We start from the raw sequence: 16,264 nt of genomic DNA, 5'->3' as shown, positions 1-16,264 counted from the left end.
ACAAATAAGGACTTTTGGTTACCAATATGCAAACTCGTACGATTTATAAATGGGGTTCTCCCGAAGTAGAAGAAAAATTACCGGCTCATACTTTAAAATTCTTAGAAACGCAATTTCCCGTGGACAAAGAGTTCAAAAATTCCTTTCCCAAAGGAGAACTCCCTCTAAATCCATTAAAAAAGTCTAAACTCTCTCAAGCTATTATCACAAAGTTAAAACAAATTGTCGGAAAAGATTATGTTTCGTTAGACGATGGTTCGCGCGCACGCCATTCCATTGGAAAATTTTATACAGAAATTTATAAAGCAAGGTTTGGTGAAGTCACTGACGTGGTGGACGTAGTTGTGTCACCAAAGTCAGAACAAGAGGTTGTAGAAATTATCTCACTTGCCAATACAAATAAGATTCCAGTGATTCCTTATGGGGCAGGGTCTACAGTCACAAAGGCATTACAAGCTCCTAAAGGTGGGATATCTTTAGATTTATCTCGTCTAAATCGAATCATCGAATTTAATGCCATTGATTCCACAGTCACTGTTGAGGCGGGAGTTTACGGTCCTGTCTTAGAAAAACATTTGAACGAACGGGGATACACTTGCGGTCACTTTCCTCAATCGTTTGAATTCTCAACAGTTGGTGGTTGGATCGCTGCTAAGGGGGCAGGGCAAGCTTCCACTGGTTATGGGAAAATTGAAGATATACTTCTTAGTCTAACAGCGATTACTCCTACTGGGAAATTTGAATCCAAAGCCTACCCAGCTGCATCCATTGGACCAGATTTATTCCGTTTGTTTTTAGGTACAGAAGGAAGTTTTGGAGTCATCACCAAAGCAACGTTAAAAATTCGTAAATTTCATCCGGAAAACTCCGCCAAAGGTTCTTTCATCTTTAAAAACTTTGAAAAAGCTGTAGAAACGATGAGAGATGTGATGCAGGCAGGCTTTGGCAAACCACATTTCTTCCGAATCCAAGACCCAGAAGAAACTGATATCTCTTTCCATATGAGTGGACTTCATGGAGGAAAGGAAGATTATTTTCTTAGGTTCATTGGTTACAAACCAATGGAAAGATCTCTTATGCATATCATCATTGATGGTGATCCAACTTATGCAAAAGAAGTTTTAAAAAAGATCAAAAAAATTGCAAAACGGAATGGTGGATTTTCGACTGGAGAATCTCCGGTAAACAAATGGTTACACCAAAGATACTCTAGTGCTTATTTAAGAGATTATCTAATGGATGAAGGGATTCGTATTGATACCTTGGAGACAGCTGTTAGTTGGTCAAATCTGCATGGGTTATGGGAAAAAACTAGGGCATATATTAAAAGCCATGAGAATACATCTTGTATGGTACATATTTCTCACGCTTATGAAAATGGAGCCAATTTGTATTTTATTTTTTTAAGTCCCATAGATAAAAAAAATGAAGAAACAAACTTTGTAAAATTTCATAAAGGAATTATAGATAGCATCCATAAAAATGGCGGATCGTTATCACACCATCATGGAATAGGAAGGATGTTATCACCTTGGATGGAAGGGGAAGTCGGTAAAGAAGGACTTCGCATTTTATCATCTCTAAAAAAGACTTTTGATCCAAAGGGAATCATGAATCCAGGCGGATTGTTAGGACTTAAATAATGGGTGTTTCTGAAAGGAAAAAACGAGAATTTGCACAGAGAGAAACAGATATTCTCAACTGTGCTATTGAACTCTTTAGAACTAAACATCCTTCTTTAGTAAAGATGGATGACATAGCTAAACAATTGGAGATAGGCCGGGGAACCATCTATCTCCATTTTAAAAGTAAAGATGATTTGATGGCGCGCATTCAATATGAAGATTATGTTCGTTTGCGTAAACGTTTAGAAAAGGCTTTTGAGGCACAGACGGCGATTGAGATGTCAAGAAAAGCAATTAGGGCTTATATAGATCATTGTTTAGGTGATCGTCATATGTATCTTGTTGCTAGACAATGCGGCGTTAATTTGAATATTAACAACGTATCAGAAGATATAAGCCAACTTCTGACAGAAGAAAGAACCAATCGTTTAACACTTTTAGAAAAAATCTATAAACAGGCAAAACAAGAAAACTTAATCAATTCGCGTGGGACTTATCCTAATGTTGCCGTTGCTTGGGGGATGATCCGTGGAGCTGTGGAAGTGATTTTAGATGGGCATTTCCAAAACGAAATCAAAAGTGAAAAAGCCTATTTAGAAACGATCGAACATGTATTATTCTATGGATTATTTTCTGGTGGAAACAAAGGAGAGACTTGATGAGAAAGATGAAAGTGATTATCAATCCAGTATCTGGCGGAGGTCTCTCTGCAAAAGTTTGGAAAAAAGTAGAACCAGAATTAATCAAAAAAGGGATTCCTTATGAGTTTGAAGCCACAACTAAGGAACGCGCTGCACGTGATATCGCAAAAGAAGCCGTCAAACAAGGGTTTCATTGGATTGTAGGAATCGGTGGAGATGGAACCTTCTCAAACGTGATAAATGGTCTTTTTGAAAATGGAAAATTAATAAACAAAAATGTAATTTTTAGCCCAATCCCTGCTGGGCGAGGAAACGATTTTATAAAAACAGTCAAAGTCCCAAAAAATCCAATCAAAGCCTTAGAACAAATTCTAAATGGAAAAGAAGGATTGATTGATTTGATAGCTGTTACCTATACGAAAGCAGATAAAACAAAAGGTAATTATCTATGTTTGAATCTGGCAGATTTTGGGATGGGTGGTGAAGTTGTTTATAAAGTTAATAGGTCAAAATTGGCTCATATCATTGGAGGTAAGGGTGTATTTTTATTATATACAATTCTTGGTTTATTCACTTATACCAACAAAAAAATTACACTTACACTTTCCAAATTTGAAAAAATTACCAACAAATGTAGGTTAATTGTCTGCGCTAATGGAGAGTATGCGGGTGGTGGAATGTGGTTTGCTCCAAAAGCAAAACTCGATGATGGCAAAATGGATTTACTCGCCATTCAAGATGTGACGGTAATGGAAACCCTTCGAAAATTTGGTTATTTGTACCGAGGGAAGTTATCAGAAGATTCCAAAGTCATTTCCAAACAGATCACCGAACTAACTGCAGAGTCAGACGAAGATGTATTTATTGATGTAGATGGTGAGAATATGGGACAACTTCCTGCTCATTTCAAAGTGATACCGAATGCCCTTCCAATCAAATGTTAATTCTATGAAACAAATTACAAAAAAAGAAAGTTCAAGACTCGGTCACTTAAAATCTGAATACGACATCATTATTATTGGTGGTGGGATTACTGGTGCAAATGTTCTATGGGATGCCACACTTCGCGGTTACAATTGTTTACTAGTCGAAAAAAATGATTATGCTTCCGGTACAAGCCAAGCTACTTCTAAACTCATTCATGGTGGGTTAAGATATTTAAAAAACTTTGAGTTTGGACTTGTACGTGAATCACTTTCAGAAAGAAGGTATCTTGCAAAAATTTCTCCTCATTCAGTAAGACCAATGGGATTTATCATTCCCATTCGTTCTTTATTTCAAAGAATTCTTTTGTTTTTTGGAATGGAGTTGTACAATGCGCTTTCTTTTGATCGTAACCGGGAAATAGATGCTGATGTTCAACTTCCTAGATATAGATGGAATTCATTAGGAGAAACCATTTATAAAGTGTTGGGATTAGATAGAAAGTCTCTCAAAGGTAGTTTTCAATATTATGATTACGCCAATCTCAATCCAGAAAAACACACAACGGAATTTATCTTATCAGCAAAAGAAAAGGGTGCACATGCCTTTAATTACCTTGCGGTTACTACTTTAAAAAAACAAAATAGCGGTGGTTATACGGTCGGTCTTACCGATTCTCTGACTGGGAAGAAGGTATTGGTTTCTACTAAGGTAGTTGTCAATTCGGCTGGGCCTTGGGCGGATGTGATCGAATCCATGACCGGAGTCACAGCAGAGAAAAAACTCGTTCGTTCCAAAGGAATCCATGCGGTAGTTCGCAATATTTGCGGGAATGAATGTGCCGTGTTATCCAAAAGAGATGGATCCCATCTGTTTGTAATCCCTTGGCGAGGAAAAACGATTGTCGGAACCACTGACACTGCTTACGGCGATGATCCAGATGCGTTTAAAGTCAAACAATCGGAACTTGTGGATCTACTCGATGAAGTAAACTATAGTTTTGGGTTCGCGAAACTGACACTAAAAGATGTGGATTATTATTATGGTGGCCTTCGTCCATTAGTGGAAGATCCAGGAAGTACAGAAGGAACATATTCAGCTTCTAGAAAATCAGAGATCTTTCATTATGAAAAGGAAGGATTCCCAGGTTTTTTCTCAGCGTTAGGTGGGAAATACACAACAAGTCGTGCTGTTGCCGAGAATTTAGTAAATGCAATTGATCAGTACACAAAAGGACAAGAATCTCCTTGTGCCACAAAATTCACTCCTTTACTTGGGGGAAGATACCAAAGCCTTAAAGAACTTGTAAACGAAATACAATTAAAATTTCCGAAAGTAGCTGGTGCAAAGTTAGAAACTTTGGCTAGGCGATATGGTAGTGTCACCTGGAAGATTTTATCAGTAGAAGGCAAAGATTTTTATCGGATCCCTAACGGCGAAATTTATTATGAAGAAGAAGTGGAATATATGCTCACTCATGAAGATATTTTTCATCTAACTGATTTTTATTTTAGAAGGTCTGGGGTAGGTACTGTAGGACTCCTTGATTCCACAGAAAGGACAAGGCTAGATAAGAAGATTGCAAAAATTCTTGGTTGGAATACCGACCGATTGAAAGAAGAAACGAAGTTAGTTGACGAAAGATACAAATGGTTTGTTGATTAATGGCCCGAATCGCTATCGATATTCCTGAAAAACAAATTTATGTAACAGAGTTAAGTGTTAGGATTTCCGATATCAATTTTGCCGGGCACTTAGCACATGATGCCATTTTGACATTAACTCACGAATGTCGGGCCCGTTTTTTCCATTCTCATGGTTGGACAGAAATCAATGTAGAAGGGAAGGGGATAGTGGTTTCTGATGTTGCAATTGTTTATAAATCAGAAGCATTTTTTCCAGATGACATTTTGATGCAGCTTTATGTGGACAATGTGTCCAAAAAATCATTGGAAATGGTGTATGTAATGACTCACAAAAATGGAGGAAAAGAAATCGCCCGTGCCAAAACTGCCATCGTTTTCTTTGATTATGCAGAGAGAAAACCCTGTCCTATCCCAGAAGTATTCTTGAAAGTCCTTATTTAATTTTTGTTTGGATCAGCGAAACGAATTTCCGTTCCTCTTCTTCATACTTCAGTTTATGGATCCCACCCAGTGGATTTCGTTTCACAGCTTGGTTCCACTGGGAAGATTCTAATTTTTCCCAAATCGAAATTCCCCATCTTCCATATTCATTGCGTATCCATTGTGTGAGTTGGGTGAGGGTTTCTGTATTTTTGTCCTTCCGTTTTTGATACTGTAAGATATATGACAATAGTTCTTCGATTCCTTTCCGTTTGGTAACCGATGTTTTGAAAATAGGGGGTAGCGATTGATCGGGTAATATGTCTTTGATGAATTCTAAAGTGGATTCTAACATATAATAACTGGAATTAGCCAAAGATTCTTCATCACATTTGTTGATGATAAAGGCTTCAGGAACTTCCATTATTCCCGATTTCATAAATTGAACTTGGTCTCCACCGAGAGGTTGCATGACAAGAAAGGATAAATCGGAAATAAGAGAAACTGAGATTTCGTTTTGGCCTATCCCTACAGTTTCTACAAATACATAATCGAAAACTCTTCTTAGGAAACGGATGACATGATAGGTATAAGGATTGAGTCCACCCAATTCCAATTGAGAAGGTTGGGATCTGAAATAAATACGATTGTCTCTTCTTGGAAGTGTGACTCTCGTTCTATCGCCGAGGATGGAACCCCCACTCACATTGGAAGAAGGATCAATCGCCACGATTGCCATTTTTTTATCGGGTGCAAAATCTAAAAAAAGTTTGCATAACTCACCGAGTAACGAGGATTTACCGGCACCAGGTGTTCCTGTGATACCGATGGTGAGACCTTCTTTTGCATTTGGATTTTGAAGGATTAGTTCTTGGAATAAGAACTCGCGAAATTCTAAATTGTTTTCCGTTTCTATTTTTGAAATGAGTTTTGCGATCGGATACTTTTCACCGAGAAGTGCCTCCGAAACTAGTTGGGATAAAGATTCTTTGGTATCAAACAAGAGTGGTGCCATTAAAAAAAGATAAATTTGGGTAGTGGAACTTCCATTGCAGATTTAAAAAACCCACAATGGAAGAGAATCGTAAAACCGATTTTCCGTTTTTAAACGAGAGCGGGTTCTACAGAGACGATGTCGATGATTTTTTCCATAATCGACATTAGATCATAGTCCTTTGGTGTAAAGATTTCACGAATTCCCATTTTTTTGAGTTCTTCAAAATCGGATTCAGGAATGATTCCACCTATCACAACAGGGATTTTTGCTTTGTAATGAGTTAATTCATCAAACAGCTGTTTTACGATTTCTTTATGTGAACCGGAAAGGATAGAGAGCCCGATTACATTAGCATTTTCTTCCACAGCTGACTGAACGATTTCTTCAGGAGAGAGTCGGATTCCTGAATAAATTACATCAAAACCACTATGTTTTGCAGAAACGGCAATCATCTCGGCACCATTCGAATGACCATCAAGTCCTGGTTTTCCTACAACAATTTTTGGTCTATGTCCATTGGCCTTAGTGAATGCCTCTACTTTCCCACGAACTGTAGAAACCTTATCATCCGATAAAAAGAGTTTTTGTCCATCCACACCAGTAGGTGGGTTGTATTCCCCGTATACTTCACGAAGTGCGTCTGCCCATTCCCCTGTGGTGACCAGTGCTTTGGCACAAGCAATAGAGAACGGCATTAGGTTTTTTCCGTCTTTTGCTGCTTGTTTTAAGTCTTCAATTGATTTTTTGGCAAGGTCAGCATTTCTGCGAGTTTTTGCTTCTGCTAGTACGTTTAATGTTTGTTCTGCGGATTTTGGATCTACTTTAAAAATACCACCATCGGAGTCAGTCATCAGCGGAGATTTGATTCCGTCGGTCCATTTGTTTTTACCAACAATCACTAGTTCGTTGGAATTGATTTTAGAAAGTCTTTCTGTTTGTGATTTAACAAGCTGAGACTTCATATATCCGTTTTCAATGGCAACTAGCGCCCCACCCATATCGACGATTTTTTGAATTTCAAGTTTGGCTTCTTCTTTGAGAGCCTTCACTTTGGATTCAATTACTTTCGATCCTTCAAAGATATCTGGGTATTCGAGTAGGTCTGTTTCATAAGCAAGAACTTGTTGTAATCGAAGTGACCATTGTTGGTCCCAAGGTCTTGGTAAGGATAAAGCTTCGTTCCAAGCCGGAAGTTGGAGGGCACGACATCTTGCATTTCTTGAAAGTGTCACACCCAGAGATTCAATGAGGATCCTCCATGCATTGTTTTCTGGTTGTTCTTCTGTAAGTCCAAGTGAGTTGACTTGCACTCCATAACGAAACACTCGGTATTTGGCAGTTTTAACACCATAACGTTCTTTGGTAATTTCTTCCCACATTTCTGTGAAGGCGCGCATTTTGCACATCTCTTCCACGAAACGAATTCCTGCGTTGACAAAGAAGGAAATACGACCCACACACTGTTCAAATTCGTCTGCGGTAAAACAATTTCTTTCTTTGATGGCATCCAACACGGCAATGGCTGTGGCAAGTGCAAAAGAAAGTTCCTGAACAGGAGTGGCACCAGCTTCTTGTAAATGATAAGAACAAATGTTAGATGGGTTCCACTTGGGGATGTTGTGTAAACAATACTCATACATATCCACAATGATTTTCATGGATTCTTTTGGCGGATAAATATAGGTTCCACGAGCTAAATATTCTTTGATAAGATCGTTTTGTGTGGTGCCGTTTAATTTTTCTAGAGGTAATCCTCGTTCTTCTGCAAGAGCTACATATAGTGAAAGTAACCACATGGAAGTTCCATTGATGGTCATGGATGTGTTCATCTCTTCGATCGGAATTTGGTCGAATAAAATGCGAAAGTCTTCAAGTGAGTTGATGGGAACACCCACTTTGCCGATTTCAGGGCGTGATACTTCATGGTCGGAACTATAGCCGCATTGGGTAGGGAGATCAAATGCAATGGAAAGACCTGTTTGGCCTTTAGAAAGGTTCTTTCTGTACAACTCATTGGAGGCTTTTGCATTGGTATGACCTGCATAAGTCCTAAAAATCCACGGTTTGTCAGGTTTTCCCTGTCCATTCTCGTCCACGAGAAGGTAATCTTTTTTTTCGGCGGACATTCTTTGCCTCGTTTTATAAATTCTATGTATAATTGAAAATCTTCTGGAATATTTTCACCTAAAAATTTATACAGGACTAGGCAAATTGAGCCTTTTCCAAGATGCGAGACCCAAAACCTTTTTCACCACTTCCTTTCTTTTTTAGCATCTTATTCTTAAGTTTGGGCTTTGCTTTGTTCTCTTATTTTAGACCTTTTCCTACTTCGGAATCAGAGTGGGAGTTTTTGGCCAATATTAAGGCAGCTGTGGAAGAGGGGGGACTGATTTCCGCCCGGGAACCACTTGCGATTTGGTTTGTGGTTGCCTGGAAAAAACTCTTTGGGATGAATTATATTCCATCCTTTTTAGTGTTAGCTGGTCTTTTTTATAGTTTGTTCCTACATTTGTTTATGTTACTACTTCGGTCTGAAGAGTGGAAACGTAACCATTATCTTTTGGTTTATCTGGCTGCTTTTTTACCTTTTTCTTATGGATTTCCCACTTCTTATTTTACAGAAACCCTTTGCCTTGTATTTTTATTATTAGTTTTTTTAACATTCCGATTGGAGAAGATGACAGACTTGCTTATCTTTCCCAGCTTTACCATCCTTGCCTTCTTTTCTAGTTTCATTATGTTCTATCTAGGGTTTACTTTTTTTGTGATTCTGACTGGGATTCGTGGATCTAGAAAAGCTGCCCAAAAGACATCAGTGTTTTATAAAAAGAAAAATGTACCGTTTTTATTTTTACTCGGGTATTTAGGTTTTTTTATTCTCTCTCTCATATACTTTTCCTATGCAGATTTTTTTGGACCAAACTCCATTAGTTTTTTATTCAAAACTTGGTATACTTCGGCTCTTCTAATTTTATTGCCACTTGTGGTGCTTGGAATTGGGCATGTTTTATTAAAAACTGAAAAAGAACTGAATACCATTACTGCATCTGTAGTCATCGTTGTATCCATTGCCGTTTCCATTTATTTTATATTTAAAAATCTAAGTGCTTCAGACAAAGAACCTTGGGAACTCCAATCTAAAAATCTTACCAAAGCCTTCGGTCAGGCTCTGATTTTAAAATCGGATCCCATTTATTTGCCGAAAGAGTTTTCTTTTGCTTTTTATTTCCAAACAGGAACTAAAACAAAATACATGCGTGAGGAAACGGTAACTGATAAATCTTTCTTGTATGTAGATGGAATTTGGAACCAAGACATCCAATTGGTCCAAAAATCAGGTTTATTTAGAAGAAACCAAAGGGCATTTGCCATTGTTCCAATTAGCGAAGATGATGTTCTCATCCAAAGAGCCACTACAGAAAAAATTAGAAACGAAAAAAGTTTGAATTTTATTGTGAAAAAAGTAGATGAAGCTTGGTCTGAGATTCCCACCAAACGCCCGTTTGATAAATATACTACTGGTTTACAGAAAAAATTTGGTTATTTAACTTTTTATTAAGAATGGATAAAAAGTTTTACGAACTAAAGTCTTTATAATATCGTTTCACTTTGTTTACGTACTTTTGAGTTTCTTCATAAGGAGGAATCCCTTTGTAACGTTTTACAGCCCCAGGGCCAGCATTATAAGCGGCAATTGCTTTTTCTGGATCTTTGAATTCCTTCATAAGACCTTTTAAAAATTTCACTCCCCCGCCAATATTCTCCTCTGGATCAAATGGATCATTGACTCCAAGTGATTCAGCGGTTTCCGGCATGAGTTGCATAAGTCCCATTGCGCCTTTCGGAGACACCGCCTTTGGTTTGAACCCAGACTCTGCTTTTACCATCGCCTTGACTAAGTTAGGGTCCATACCTTGGGATTTGGCAATGGATTCAATTGTTCCTAAAATATCATCTGGTTTGGTTTTCGTATCTGCCTGGAGAGAGGTGGTGGATTTGAATCCAACTTCTTCGGGGAAGGGGAGAGTGATTCCCTCGGCCTTTTCCTTAGGATTCAGTCCTTTTTGTTGGATTTCTGGATGGGAACGGTTCCATTCCCTCTCAAGAACATCGGGAAAGGAGACAAGGGATTTGGGATTTTCTGAAAGTTTGGATAGGGATTCCATCCGGTTCAAAACAGAAGATACAGAAGGTATATCAGAAAGTCTCACACCCTAAGGATCGTCTGTATTTGGAAAAACTAAAGAAAAAAATATGTCTCATTAGCCAACTTCTGGGTTGATGGACTGCAAATCTTTGAGGGAGAGTGGTTTGACAAGATACCCTTTGACATTCGGGAATTCTGCAGAACGAGCTTTGTCGGTGGGATCGATAGAAGAGGTTAAAATATAGATGGGAAGTTTTGAGTATTTTGGATGTTTGCTAATTGCTTTTAAAAATTCCCAACCATCCATGACAGGCATATTCAAATCTAAAAATAACATATCTGGATCAATGGAACTTGCAAGGAGCGCATTCAGAGCATCTTCCCCATTCTGAAAACCTTGAATTTCATCTGCAAAGGAGAATTTTTCCATCAGAGTTTTGATGAGAAATGTGGTAATCACATCATCTTCCACTAGGTATACCATACTTAAATGTTTCATAATTTGCAGAGAGATCCGAGCGAATTTTTATAAAAAATAAAAAGAAAGCAAGAAATAAACATCGTTTAAAGTGTATGTGGTGATGTGAGAATCTCAGGTCTTAGGATTTCTTTTAATTTTTTTTCTTCTAATAAACCCAGTTCCAAAACGATTGATTCAACAGAACGGTTCTCAGAAAGTGCCTTCTTGGCAACAAGAGTTGCATTTTCATATCCGATATATGGATTAAGAGCGGTTGCGAGGCCTGCTGAAGTTTTGACACGTGATTCTAACAGTTCCCTATTGGCAGTGATTCCATTAATACAATTGATTTCTAATGTTTTACAACCAGCAGTTAGGTGCTCAATGCTTTTGAAAAGACTATGAGCAATGATTGGTTCAAAAGCGTTTAACTGGAGTTGACCCGCTTCGGCAGCCATTGTGATAGTGATATCGTTTCCAATGACTTCATAAGCAATTTGGTTGACCACTTCTGGAATGATGGGATTCACTTTTCCTGGCATAATGGAAGAACCTGCGGCTTTAGCAGGTAAATTAATTTCGTTAAATCCACCTTGAGGTCCACTGGAAAGAAGCCGTAAATCATTACATATTTTTGATAACTTTGTCGCAATTCGTTTGAGTATGCCTGACAACTGAACAAAAGCTCCTGTGTCTTGAGTGGCTTCGATTAAATTCGGTGCCGCTACTAAACTTAGTCCCGTATCATTTGCTAAAATTTCGGTCACAATTTGTGAATAACGAATATCTGTATTGATCCCCGTACCAATTGCTGTAGCACCTAAATTGATTTCACCAATAAGAGAAGTGGCTTCTTTTAAACGGCTGATATCCTCACCTAACATAACGTCGTAGGTAGAAAACTCTTGGCCGAGAGTCATAGGTACTGCATCTTGTAATTGAGTTCTTCCAATTTTTAAAATATCTTTAAACTCTTCTGATTTTTTGCGAAAGGCTAATTGGAGTTCTTCCATTGCTTTTAGTAAACTTTTGATAGCAAAGACGGCAGCTACTTTGATAGAAGTAGGATAAACATCATTTGTACTTTGGGACATGTTTACATCATTCAATGGGTGTAAGTGGGAGTAATCTCCTTTGGGTAAGCCAGACATTTCAAGAGCGATGTTAGTAATCACCTCATTGGCATTCATATTCGTGGAAGTTCCGGCTCCACCCTGGATGACATCGACTACAAATTCAGAATGGAACTCTCCCTTTAAAATCCGGTCACAAGCGTCAGAAATTATTTTTGTTTTTTCCGCTGAAAGTTGACCGAGTTGCCAATTAGTCTTAGCAGAAGCTTTTTTGATATAGGCAAGTGCCCTTACTAGATCCGGGTAGGTTCCAATCGTTTTTCCTGTGATGGGATAATTTTCTAATGCCCGTAGGGTATGGATTCCCCAATAAACATCTGCGGGAAGGTCTCTTTCCCCCAAAAGGTCGTGTTCTTTTCGAGTTGGTTTTGTCATCGGTATTTAATTTCTCTAGGATAGGACGAAAGATACTCGACCAAATGGAAATGGGAAGAAGATTTATCTTGCGAATGTCTAAAAACCTATTTTTGATCTTTTTGTTTTTCTTCCTAACTTCTTTATATGGAAAAGAAAAACATCCCTCCAGTGTTTCTTGCAAACAGAAAGAAGAGACCGTAAAAACTATTTTTCAGTTATTGCCAGATTCAGAAAGATCTTGTGTCGACATTGCCAAACTCGTTTTAACCGAAGAGGACGAAGAAGGTGAAAAACTAGATAAAGAGTATGCCGAACTTTTTTTGAAAGTCTGCGAACTCAAACGGAAAAAACTTTCCTTGGAAGAAATTCGTGAAAATCTTGGTTTCCCAAAACAATGCACTATTGCGGTGAATGTACAGAAAAAGAATTGATTCTTTATCCTGTCGGCGTAACTTTTTTGCAAGTTTTATGCTAAAATTCTATTCAGTCCTTTTTTTTATTCTGATTCCGACCGTTCTTTTGCCCTGTGAACCTTTTGTTGCAAAAACGTTAACACCTATCGATCATTCTGCGAAAGATAAAAGTTTTAACGAATTCAAAACAAAATTTTTAAAAATCCTAAAATCAAAAGATCGAAAAGCATTGGAAGAGGTAATCGATAAAGACATCCATTTTTCTTTTGGTGGGGAAGCAGGGAAAAAAGATTTTTTAAAATCATTCCAACTAACAGAAAAACCTTCCTCTTCCAATTTTTGGGAACTTATGGAAGAAACTGTCAAATTAGGTTTTCGCCAAAATAATGAAGGTCAAATGGTAGCTCCTTATTTTTTTGAAACCTTCCCTGGTGACTACGATCCTTTCACTCATTATTTAGTGATTGGAAAGAATGTAAATGTTAGAGAGGATGCTACTAAAGAATCAAAGTCAATCACTCAACTCAGTTACCAAATTGTAAGAGCAGAGGCAGATGATTTGGATGGAAGACGACTCGAAAAAGAAAGTAATTGTAATTGGAAAAAAATATGTACACCACAAGGAAAACCAGGTTATGTATGTGATCGGTTTTTACGTAGTCCTCTTGACTACAGAGCTTTTTTTGAAAAAAAGAAAAACAATTGGTATCTAACGATATTTATCGTTGGCGATTGACCGTTGTTAAATTAACAGTTGGGATAGATTTTTCTTGAACCAAAGGTATATAGAATTTAGATTTGGTGAAACCATTATCGAAGGAAACTTTTATGTTAAAAAAAATTCTGTTTGTTGCTTTAGCGTTTTCGCTAACCAATTGTCTTGTCTTAAATCCAGTGGGAGCAACGGTCGATCGTGAAAAGGGTTCTGAAGTTGCTTCTAGAATTACCGATGCGGCAATCCAGACAGACCTAATCAACTCAACTATTTTGGTTGGTCGACCTTTTATCTCTATTTACAGTTTAATTGCGGCTGACATTGCAAGTATTGACTCTGCTAAATATTATGTTAAAGCTGATGTGGATCAGTGTGTTTCTGATATCAAAGGATTTAAAGGTTTTGTACTTGGTTCTGCGATTGCAAACATCCTTTCTTGCCAAGACCTAAAAACAGATGGATACTTAACAGGAGATCCGTTCCCTAGTTTTTAATTAAAAAAATAAAATCCCTACCTTTTTTTGAAGGTAGGGAACTCTCCCTCATTCTTTCGGGTCATATTCACCAAACAAACAAGGAAGGTTTTATGATCTCTCTCAAACAAGTTTTAAAAATCGCAACAACGATAGGTCTTGTATCGGTCATGGCATTTGCTTTTGGAAATTGTCGTGGACACAAAGATTTCGAAAAAAGAATTGAATGGGTAGCTTCTAAACTAACATCAAAACTAGATTTGGATGATACGCAAAAAGCAAAATTAGAATCTATCAAAGCCGAACTCATAGCCAAACACAAGGAAATGAAACCGAAACATGAATCCTGGGCGAAAGAAATGGCAACGCAGATTCGTGCAGAAAAAATTGATACGAAGTTATTGGATAAAATGAGTATCGAAAGAGAAACTCGCCACCAAGAAATGCGTAAGTTTTTCCAGTCAAAACTCGTTGAATTCCATGCAGTACTCAAGCCAGACCAAAGGGAGAAGTTTGCTGATTTAGTGGAGCGTTTCGCAAGTCGTCACCAACCACCGGAAGAGTAAACAATGCCAGAATTTGACTTCGAAACAGTAGTCAAAGAAACCAAACATTTGGTTTTAAAAACGGTCGGTGATACCCTCATCGATCGTTTTGATGATTCTACAGAAGATGTAGTACAAGAAGTGTATTTCCGTGTTTTTAAATCATTGGAAAAAGGTGGTTTTGATGGTCGATCCAAAATCTCTACTTGGATTTACACCATCGCCCGAAACGAGGCCCTTCGTATGAATGAAAAACGATTACGAGAAGAGGAAAAGGCAAGAAGGTATTTGGTCAAAAACAAAGTCCAGTTGTCTGGGGTTAGGGAAGAGGCCTCTTTTGAAAAAGAAGAATGGGTCGAGTCTATGCTTGGACAAATCCCTGAAGTGTATCGTCAAACTTTGCGACTTTATTTGTCAGGTAAAACAATGGAAGAAATTGCAAAAGAATTGGAAGTTAGGCAGGGAACAGTAAAGTCACGTTTGTTCCGCACTAAAGAATGGATCCGTAAACATATACCAGGAGGAAAAAATGAATTCCAAGAATCCTAAAAAATGGGAACAACTTTTAAATGATTCTGACTTTGAATTGCGTATGGTGAGACGGACAAAAGCCAGAGTCCAAACAGAAAAAACAAAAAGAAAAGTTTATGTCGCTCTGACGTTCTCTTCTTTGCTTTTTTCTCTAGTTTTTTTAAATGAGTTCATTCTTGAACCAAGTGAATTATCAACTAATGTCCATTATCTTGTAGAGGAGTTAAGTTCTGAATCAATTGTAAGTTTGAGTATGGATTGACATTTATCAATGTTGAATATTAGGAAACAGAACAGGAGGTTTTTTTAAAAATAGTATGTTTTTATTTTTCTATGCGTCATAATGAATGTAGGGAAGTGAAAATATGAATGCCTGTATCTTATACCTCAACAAGAAGCGAATCGAGATGATTAAGTTTGAATCGGATCAAATGCAATCCAAAACTTGGGAGAAACCACTGGAGTCAGATGTTTGGGATTTTGAAGAAATCACAAAAACCTTACAATCTCCAACAGAAGTCATTCTTGTGGGAGAATCGGAGCTGAACGCACAATACAAACGATGGTTAGTCAACCATGATCGAAGTATAGCAAAGAAACTAATTGCCGTGATTGGCAATAACAATGATACCAAAATTAATCAGGATTTGGTTAGCCACTTCAAAGAAAAATACTTTAGAGGAAGAGGTTTTTGATTTTTAAAAGACTAGGTTCTTTGATTTCCGCTAAACTTTAGTTTGGTGATTGAAAGGCAGAATAACAAACTGATTATAATAAATGATCGCAAGACTCTCCGTGGCTGTGGAAAAAAAGACGGTAGAGTAAAAAACTTAAAGAAGTTAAAATCACAATCGTTCCGAAAGCAGGGATCCATTTTGTAGGGATTTTATCTCTCCATTTTCTGACAATCCATCCAAGACCTGTTAACGCAGGTACGGTTCCTAAATAAAAGAAAAACATCACAAGTCCACCGTTTAGAAGTGTACCTGTAGCAAATGAGGCCGCATAAGCCGGATACAAAACTCCACAAGGCAGTAGGGCGCTAACCATTCCAATACCAAACCCAAGTCCATTTTTACTAAATCGGGAGCGAATGGTTTCCAAAAACTTACGAATCCCTTGCGGTAATGATCCAAAGGAGGAAGTTGATTTTTTGGAAAAAGTGCGAATGGCAAATACAACTAAAAATAAAAAAGTCAGAACCCCTGCGACCCCACGAACCGCCGTTAAATCACCT

General features: G+C 37.8%; 19 protein-coding genes. 13 read left to right on the top strand and 6 right to left on the bottom strand.

Annotated features, from left to right (window positions below):
• The first annotated feature begins 26 nt into the window (after positions 1-26).
• From EHQ31_RS08035 to EHQ31_RS08015, 5 genes are read left to right on the top strand one after another with little or no spacing between them, the layout of a single operon-like run.
• Positions 27-1,643 carry an FAD-binding oxidoreductase gene (locus EHQ31_RS08035; RefSeq protein ID WP_135568335.1) on the top strand — a complete coding sequence of 539 codons (1,617 nt, stop codon included), beginning with the start codon at positions 27-29 and terminating at the stop codon, positions 1,641-1,643.
• Entirely contained in the window at positions 1,643-2,284 is a 642-nt protein-coding gene (locus EHQ31_RS08030; protein WP_135568334.1) for a TetR/AcrR family transcriptional regulator, read from the top strand. Before EHQ31_RS08035 ends, EHQ31_RS08030 begins: the two co-directional genes overlap by 1 nt.
• A complete protein-coding gene (locus EHQ31_RS08025) occupies positions 2,284-3,210 on the top strand; it encodes a diacylglycerol/lipid kinase family protein (RefSeq protein WP_135568333.1) in 927 nt (308 codons plus the stop codon). Before EHQ31_RS08030 ends, EHQ31_RS08025 begins: the two co-directional genes overlap by 1 nt.
• Positions 3,188-4,855, top strand: a complete 1,668-nt coding sequence (locus EHQ31_RS08020; RefSeq protein ID WP_208652749.1) for a glycerol-3-phosphate dehydrogenase/oxidase — start codon at positions 3,188-3,190, stop codon at positions 4,853-4,855. The genes EHQ31_RS08025 and EHQ31_RS08020 overlap by 23 nt, the downstream gene beginning before the upstream one ends.
• Positions 4,855-5,277 (top strand): acyl-CoA thioesterase, encoded by a 423-nt coding sequence (locus EHQ31_RS08015; RefSeq protein WP_135568331.1) that lies wholly within the window; start codon positions 4,855-4,857, stop codon positions 5,275-5,277. Before EHQ31_RS08020 ends, EHQ31_RS08015 begins: the two co-directional genes overlap by 1 nt.
• On the opposite strand, the gene EHQ31_RS08010 is transcribed toward EHQ31_RS08015, so the two are convergent.
• Positions 5,270-6,271, bottom strand: coding sequence for a P-loop NTPase family protein (locus EHQ31_RS08010; protein WP_420844110.1), 1,002 nt, complete (start codon positions 6,269-6,271; stop codon positions 5,270-5,272). The genes EHQ31_RS08015 and EHQ31_RS08010 overlap by 8 nt on opposite strands.
• An 89-nt stretch (positions 6,272-6,360) precedes the next feature.
• A complete protein-coding gene (locus tag EHQ31_RS08005; RefSeq protein ID WP_135568330.1) occupies positions 6,361-8,379 on the bottom strand; it encodes a protein meaA in 2,019 nt (672 codons plus the stop codon).
• 101 nt (positions 8,380-8,480) lie between these two features.
• On the opposite strand from EHQ31_RS08005, the gene EHQ31_RS08000 reads away from it, so the two are divergent.
• On the top strand, positions 8,481-9,812 hold the full coding sequence (locus tag EHQ31_RS08000; protein WP_135568329.1) for a hypothetical protein: 1,332 nt from the start codon (positions 8,481-8,483) through the stop codon (positions 9,810-9,812).
• Between the two features lie 16 nt (positions 9,813-9,828).
• On the opposite strand, the gene EHQ31_RS07995 is transcribed toward EHQ31_RS08000, so the two are convergent.
• The 3 genes from EHQ31_RS07995 to EHQ31_RS07985 form a co-directional block, all read right to left on the bottom strand.
• Complete coding sequence (locus EHQ31_RS07995; protein ID WP_135568328.1) at positions 9,829-10,464, bottom strand: lytic transglycosylase domain-containing protein; 636 nt, start codon at positions 10,462-10,464, stop codon at positions 9,829-9,831.
• 51 nt (positions 10,465-10,515) lie between these two features.
• Complete coding sequence (locus EHQ31_RS07990) at positions 10,516-10,899, bottom strand: response regulator (protein WP_135568327.1); 384 nt, start codon at positions 10,897-10,899, stop codon at positions 10,516-10,518.
• 65 nt (positions 10,900-10,964) lie between these two features.
• Entirely contained in the window at positions 10,965-12,368 is a 1,404-nt protein-coding gene (locus tag EHQ31_RS07985) for an aspartate ammonia-lyase (protein WP_135568326.1), read from the bottom strand.
• A gap of 74 nt (positions 12,369-12,442) precedes the next feature.
• On the opposite strand from EHQ31_RS07985, the gene EHQ31_RS07980 reads away from it, so the two are divergent.
• From EHQ31_RS07980 to EHQ31_RS07950, 7 genes are all read left to right on the top strand, one after another.
• Positions 12,443-12,781 carry a hypothetical protein gene (locus tag EHQ31_RS07980; RefSeq protein WP_208652748.1) on the top strand — a complete coding sequence of 113 codons (339 nt, stop codon included), beginning with the start codon at positions 12,443-12,445 and terminating at the stop codon, positions 12,779-12,781.
• 37 nt (positions 12,782-12,818) lie between these two features.
• A complete protein-coding gene (locus tag EHQ31_RS07975) occupies positions 12,819-13,499 on the top strand; it encodes an SH3 domain-containing protein (RefSeq protein WP_135568324.1) in 681 nt (226 codons plus the stop codon).
• A gap of 92 nt (positions 13,500-13,591) precedes the next feature.
• Positions 13,592-13,972 carry a TIGR04452 family lipoprotein gene (locus EHQ31_RS07970; protein WP_135568323.1) on the top strand — a complete coding sequence of 127 codons (381 nt, stop codon included), beginning with the start codon at positions 13,592-13,594 and terminating at the stop codon, positions 13,970-13,972.
• 92 nt (positions 13,973-14,064) lie between these two features.
• A complete protein-coding gene (locus EHQ31_RS07965) occupies positions 14,065-14,517 on the top strand; it encodes a Spy/CpxP family protein refolding chaperone (RefSeq protein WP_135568322.1) in 453 nt (150 codons plus the stop codon).
• 3 nt (positions 14,518-14,520) lie between these two features.
• Positions 14,521-15,045 carry an RNA polymerase sigma factor gene (locus tag EHQ31_RS07960; RefSeq protein ID WP_135568321.1) on the top strand — a complete coding sequence of 175 codons (525 nt, stop codon included), beginning with the start codon at positions 14,521-14,523 and terminating at the stop codon, positions 15,043-15,045.
• Positions 15,026-15,289 (top strand): hypothetical protein, encoded by a 264-nt coding sequence (locus EHQ31_RS07955; RefSeq protein ID WP_135568320.1) that lies wholly within the window; start codon positions 15,026-15,028, stop codon positions 15,287-15,289. Before EHQ31_RS07960 ends, EHQ31_RS07955 begins: the two co-directional genes overlap by 20 nt.
• 145 nt (positions 15,290-15,434) lie before the next feature.
• Positions 15,435-15,722, top strand: coding sequence for a hypothetical protein (locus EHQ31_RS07950; protein ID WP_135568319.1), 288 nt, complete (start codon positions 15,435-15,437; stop codon positions 15,720-15,722).
• A gap of 73 nt (positions 15,723-15,795) precedes the next feature.
• On the opposite strand, the gene EHQ31_RS07945 is transcribed toward EHQ31_RS07950, so the two are convergent.
• A partial coding sequence (locus tag EHQ31_RS07945) for a sulfite exporter TauE/SafE family protein (RefSeq protein WP_135568318.1) occupies positions 15,796-16,264 on the bottom strand: 469 nt, incomplete at its 5' end.

The sequence above is a fragment of the Leptospira montravelensis genome, from assembly GCF_004770045.1.
In the GTDB taxonomy this organism is placed as follows: Bacteria; Spirochaetota; Leptospiria; order Leptospirales; family Leptospiraceae; genus Leptospira_A; species Leptospira_A montravelensis.
The sequence above is the reverse complement of the archived record's forward strand: the minus strand, read 5'-3'. Positions and strand labels throughout refer to the sequence as shown.

Excerpts from the sequence above, each read along its gene's own strand:
- EHQ31_RS08035 (WP_135568335.1), top strand. The coding sequence starts at position 27 with ATGCAAACTCGTACGATTTATAAATGGGGTTCTCCCGAAGTAGAAGAA.
- EHQ31_RS08030 (WP_135568334.1), top strand. The coding sequence starts at position 1,643 with ATGGGTGTTTCTGAAAGGAAAAAACGAGAATTTGCACAGAGAGAAACA.
- EHQ31_RS08025 (WP_135568333.1), top strand. The coding sequence starts at position 2,284 with ATGAGAAAGATGAAAGTGATTATCAATCCAGTATCTGGCGGAGGTCTC.
- EHQ31_RS08020 (WP_208652749.1), top strand. The coding sequence starts at position 3,188 with ATGCCCTTCCAATCAAATGTTAATTCTATGAAACAAATTACAAAAAAA.
- EHQ31_RS08015 (WP_135568331.1), top strand. The coding sequence starts at position 4,855 with ATGGCCCGAATCGCTATCGATATTCCTGAAAAACAAATTTATGTAACA.
- EHQ31_RS08010 (WP_420844110.1), bottom strand. The coding sequence starts at position 6,271 with ATGGCACCACTCTTGTTTGATACCAAAGAATCTTTATCCCAACTAGTT.
- EHQ31_RS08005 (WP_135568330.1), bottom strand. The coding sequence starts at position 8,379 with ATGTCCGCCGAAAAAAAAGATTACCTTCTCGTGGACGAGAATGGACAG.
- EHQ31_RS08000 (WP_135568329.1), top strand. The coding sequence starts at position 8,481 with ATGCGAGACCCAAAACCTTTTTCACCACTTCCTTTCTTTTTTAGCATC.
- EHQ31_RS07990 (WP_135568327.1), bottom strand. The coding sequence starts at position 10,899 with ATGAAACATTTAAGTATGGTATACCTAGTGGAAGATGATGTGATTACC.
- EHQ31_RS07985 (WP_135568326.1), bottom strand. The coding sequence starts at position 12,368 with ATGACAAAACCAACTCGAAAAGAACACGACCTTTTGGGGGAAAGAGAC.
- EHQ31_RS07980 (WP_208652748.1), top strand. The coding sequence starts at position 12,443 with ATGTCTAAAAACCTATTTTTGATCTTTTTGTTTTTCTTCCTAACTTCT.
- EHQ31_RS07975 (WP_135568324.1), top strand. The coding sequence starts at position 12,819 with ATGCTAAAATTCTATTCAGTCCTTTTTTTTATTCTGATTCCGACCGTT.
- EHQ31_RS07970 (WP_135568323.1), top strand. The coding sequence starts at position 13,592 with ATGTTAAAAAAAATTCTGTTTGTTGCTTTAGCGTTTTCGCTAACCAAT.
- EHQ31_RS07965 (WP_135568322.1), top strand. The coding sequence starts at position 14,065 with ATGATCTCTCTCAAACAAGTTTTAAAAATCGCAACAACGATAGGTCTT.
- EHQ31_RS07960 (WP_135568321.1), top strand. The coding sequence starts at position 14,521 with ATGCCAGAATTTGACTTCGAAACAGTAGTCAAAGAAACCAAACATTTG.
- EHQ31_RS07955 (WP_135568320.1), top strand. The coding sequence starts at position 15,026 with ATGAATTCCAAGAATCCTAAAAAATGGGAACAACTTTTAAATGATTCT.
- EHQ31_RS07950 (WP_135568319.1), top strand. The coding sequence starts at position 15,435 with ATGATTAAGTTTGAATCGGATCAAATGCAATCCAAAACTTGGGAGAAA.